Origin of the sequence: uncultured Thermus sp. (genome assembly GCF_938010445.1) — a bacterium.
In the GTDB taxonomy this organism is placed as follows: Bacteria; Deinococcota; Deinococci; order Deinococcales; family Thermaceae; genus Thermus; species Thermus altitudinis.
The window spans coordinates 1-4,258 of record NZ_CALLUR010000002.1; the positions used below are offsets into that span (position 1 = coordinate 1).

A 4,258-nucleotide genomic window follows, 5' to 3' on the forward strand; every position below is an offset into this window, starting at 1 on the left:
ACCGCCTGGCGCAGGGTGGCCAGGTTTTCAAAGGTGGCTTTGGTAAGGGCATACGCAGCCTCCTCAGGCAGGCTTTGCGGACAGACGAGGAGGTTCCAGAAGGTGAGGGTGGGGGTGTCAGCCCGGGTACCATAGATGGCCTTGGAGATCACCCCGGATCCGGCAAGACCAGGGAAGCGCCTCCCGAAGGTCTGCACCACCGTGCTCTTGGGGTCTAGGGGCACCAGGTGGATTCGTTGCCCTTTCCGGGCCAAGGAGGCCGCAAGCTCGGTGATGGCCCCCGTGGGCAGGCCCCCCGACCAGAAGAAGGCGTCGATGTTGCCCTCAGAGAGGGCGTTCGCACTCTCCTGGGCCCCTAGGCGTTCCTGCTTGGCGAAGTCCTTGGGGGATAGCCCCGCCGCCTGCAGGACCAGTAGGGCCTCCACCTCGGTCCCCGAGCCCGGAGCCCCGGTGGATACCCGCTTGCCCTTTAGGTCCTGCACCACCCGGATGCCGGTGCCTTCGCGGGTGACGATGTGCAAAAAGTTGGGGTACATGGCGAAGAGGATGCGGACGTTTTTCGCGGGTTTGTCCTTAAAGCGGTCGTGCTGCCCGGTGTAGGCCAGATAAGCGGAGTCCGGCAACACGGTGGCGCAGTAGTAGGTTCCTCCGCCGGTGCGGTTTTCCAAAAGAAGCAGATTGTCGATGGAGGCTGCCGTCTGGATGGCCTGGGCCTCGGCCACCCCGGCCTTGTTCCAGATCTCCGCCAGGGTGGTGCCATAGTAGAAGTACACGCCCCCCACGCCGCCTGTGGCCACCACCACCTTGGGTTTTTGGGCCAGGGCCAGGCCCGCCAAGGCCAAAAGGACCAAGAGAACTCTTTTCATCGTTCTACCTCCTTGCCTTCGGTCTTACGCTAAGCCTCTTTGCGCGCTCCCGTCAACCCTTTGCGGAAGAAGGGAAGCCCCAGGAGGAAGGCCACCAGGTTGAGAAGCCCGTAGGGCACAAAGAGCAATACGGCCAGAATGCCCAAAGCCCAGGCCTCCCAGCGCTTCAAGGGCCTGCGGGTGTAACCCGCTGCGGAGGCAGACAGGTAGACGATGCCTGCGGCTACAGAGAGGAAGCGCTCCAGAACCAAAGGCCACGCCTCCCCTGGGGGGGAGTTTTCCAGAACAGGGATGATGAGCAGCGCGGTGCCCGAGTAGGAGAGGAGGAAGAAAAACCCCACCAGGTACTTGGAAAGGGCTACCCGGGCGGCGTAGACCCCGGTGATCAGGGGGTTGGTGCCGAAGACGCTGCTGGCCGCGTAGGCGGAGAGGGCCACGGGCGGGGTTACATCCGCCAGGACCGCATAGTAGAAGAGGAACATGTGGGTGGCGAGGAGGGCGGCGGAGTCGGGGATGCCGTTTTGCTTAGCCAGGGCGATGATGGCGGGGGCGGTGAGGGCCGAGGTGAGCACGTAGGTGGCCGTGGGGGGTACCCCCATGCCCAGCACCAGGCTGAAGATGGCGGTGATGAGGGTGGCGAGAAGCAGGCTTTCCCCGGAGACCTGTTGCAAAAGCTGGCTGAACTTGGAGGGAAGGCCGCTTATCACCATCATGGCGAAGATGAGGTTGGCGGCGGTCACCGCGGTGCCGATGGGAAGTAGGGTGCGGAAGCCATCCGCTAGCCCTTGGAAGATGGGGGCTATCCCCTTGGGCCTCAGGGTGGGGTCCAGGTAGGTCAAGAGGATGAAGAAGAGGAGGGCCAGGCTGGCGGCGGTGCGCACCTCGTAGCCCAGGTAGAGCATGGCGATGATGAGGAGAATGGGCAAGAAGAGGATGCTATAGCGCAGGGCGTAGGCCCTGCGGCTCATGCCCAGCTCAGCGCCCACCGGAGGCAGGCCCGCCTTGCGGGAATAGAACTCGTTGAAGGCCAAAACGGCGGTCAGGTAAAGCAGGGCTGGCCCCAAGGCCATGACGATCACCTTCAGGTAGGGGATCTGGAGGATCTCCACCATGATGAAGGCGATGGAGCCCATGACCGGGGGAGTGATGAGGGCGATGGTGCCGGCGGTGGCCACCAAGCCCGCCGCCACCAGGCGGTCATAGCCGGCCCTTTCATAGAGGGGTTTGGTAAGGGCGGCCACGAACTGGGTATCGGCGGCGCCCGATCCGGAGAACATGCCCATGAACACGCTGGCCAACCCCGTGACCCGCCCCGGGGTGGCGGGGTGCTTGCCCACCAGGGCTAAGGCCAGGTTGGCCACCACCTTTCCCAGACCCAAGGCCCCGATCATGCCGGAAAGCAGGGTGAAGTAGACCAGGTACTTGGCGGAAACCCCGGTGATGAGGCCGTAGATGCCGGCCTCGGTTTCGTTATAGGTCTTGCCCAGGAGGAGGTCTATCCCTTGGCGGCTCCCCCTGAAGGCCCCGGGGAAGAGGTCGGCGTAGAGGTTGTAGCTGAAAAAGAAGAGGACCAGAACCGGCATCACCGGGCCCAGAAGGCGGTAGACGAGGCCCAGGACCAGCATGATGAGCCCGAAGGACATGGCCATGTCCCAGGGTTCGGGAAGCACGGCCCGATACACCAGCTCCTCAAAGAAGCGGAGCTGGTAGAGGGTGGGAAAGAGGGCCAGGAGGACGGCCAGGAGGTCTGCGGGCCGCTTTAGACCAGGGAGGAGGGCGGGCAAGGCCGCCACTGCCCAGTAGAGGAGGCCCACCGCCTTAGCCTCCCAGGGCAGGTTTAGCCCGGGGACGCTGGGGACGAGGAAGTTGTAAAGGGGGATGAGGGTGAAAAGGAAAAAAACCCAAGAACCAAAGGTGCGCTTCCGGGGAAGGTAGAAGGAAACCAGATAGCCTCCCAAAAGGAGGAAGAGGACGTGGGTGCTTCGCTGGAGCTGAACGATGTCCAGGATGGGTATCTCCGCCCGGGCTAAGGGGGTGAAGGGGTGGAGGACTAGATAGAGGCTATAAAGGGCTCCAAGGATCAGGATCCAGTGGGTGAACCGGGATAAAGGGGTGGCTGGGGTTTGGGGGTGTTCCAGCTCCATGGCTTCCTCCAAAAAAGCCCGGGGCCTGGAGGCTTCCAGGGCACCCGGGCGGTTTCATGGCCTACTTGATGAGGCCTTTTTCCTTCAGGTACCGCTCGGCTCCCGGGTGGAAGGGGATAGGGAGTTTGCCGTAGAGCTTGGCGGTGGCCTCGAGGCTGGTGTCCTTGGCGGCGGCCACGGCGGTGCGCAGGGTATCCAGGTTCTCAAAGACCGCCTTCATGATGGCGTAGCCGGCTTCCGCGGGAAGGCTATCCGGGCACACCACGATGTTGCCCGTGGCCAGCCCGGGCACATCGGTGCGGGTGTTGTATACGTTTTTGGGCACCTTGTAAGGATCCACCAAGCCCGGGAACTTCTTCATGGCCACCTGGGCGGTGGTGCTCTTGGGGTCAATGGGGATCAGGTAGATCCGGTCCCCCTTGCGGGCCAGGGTTTGGGAGAGCTCCACGATGGAGCTGGTGGGCACACCCCCCACCCAGAAGAAGGCGTCCAGGGTGCCCTCGGCCAGGGCCTTGGCCCCTTCCGCCACCGGCAGGCGCTCCCGCTTGGCGAAGGTTTCCGGCTTGACCCCGGCCCCCTGGAGGACCAGAAGGGCCAGGTTTTCCGTGCTGGAGCCCGGCTGGCCGGTGGAGACCCGCTTGCCCCTAAGGTCTTGCACCACCTTGATGCCACTTTTTTCCGTGGTCACGATGTGGATGAAGGAAGGATACATGTAAAAGAGCACCCGTTGGCTCTTGGCGGGGCGGTCCTTGAAGCGGGGCTCCTCCCCGGTGTAGGCCACATAGGCGGAGTCGGTGGTGGTGAGGGCGCAGTAATAGGTGGTGCCCGAGGTGCGGTCCCGCAGGAGCTGGAGGTTGTCGTAGGAGCCGCCGGTCTGCACCGGCTGGGCCTCCGCCACCCCCGCTTTGTTCAGGATGTCGGCCAGGGCGGTACCGTAGTAGAAGAAGACCCCTCCGGTGCTGCCCGTGCCGATCACCACCTTGGGTTTCTGGGCTAGGGCCAGTCCTAGGACTACCAGGACGATGAGGATAAGGATTCTCTTCATGGTCACCTCCCGTCTGCTTTTGCGCCCCTAACCTACCCCAGTGCCCTCCGCCTGTCAAGGTGATGTAGTCGGTCAACACATTTGAGACTCTGTGGGGACCGCCTCCCCCCGTATTCTAGCCAGGTACTCTAAAGGGGCCAGGCCCCCCAAGGCCCGGTGGGGTCGCCGGCGGTTGTAGTGGTCCAGGTAGGCGTCAAGCTCCC

At 63.5% G+C, this 4,258-nt stretch carries 3 protein-coding genes and 1 pseudogene; all 4 read right to left on the reverse strand.

The genetic code is table 11. From position 1 onward, the window contains the following. A partial coding sequence (locus tag Q0693_RS00060) for a TAXI family TRAP transporter solute-binding subunit (RefSeq protein ID WP_298627967.1) occupies positions 1 to 866 on the reverse strand: 866 nt, incomplete at its 3' end. 29 nt (positions 867 to 895) lie between these two features. Further along, complete coding sequence (locus tag Q0693_RS00065) at positions 896 to 3,010, reverse strand: TRAP transporter fused permease subunit (RefSeq protein WP_298627970.1); 2,115 nt, start codon at positions 3,008 to 3,010, stop codon at positions 896 to 898. Between the two features lie 61 nt (positions 3,011 to 3,071). Then, positions 3,072 to 4,055 carry a TAXI family TRAP transporter solute-binding subunit gene (locus Q0693_RS00070; protein ID WP_298627973.1) on the reverse strand — a complete coding sequence of 328 codons (984 nt, stop codon included), beginning with the start codon at positions 4,053 to 4,055 and terminating at the stop codon, positions 3,072 to 3,074. A gap of 61 nt (positions 4,056 to 4,116) precedes the next feature. After that, positions 4,117 to 4,258 (reverse strand): annotated as a pseudogene (locus Q0693_RS00075) (integrase core domain-containing protein); the annotation flags it as partial.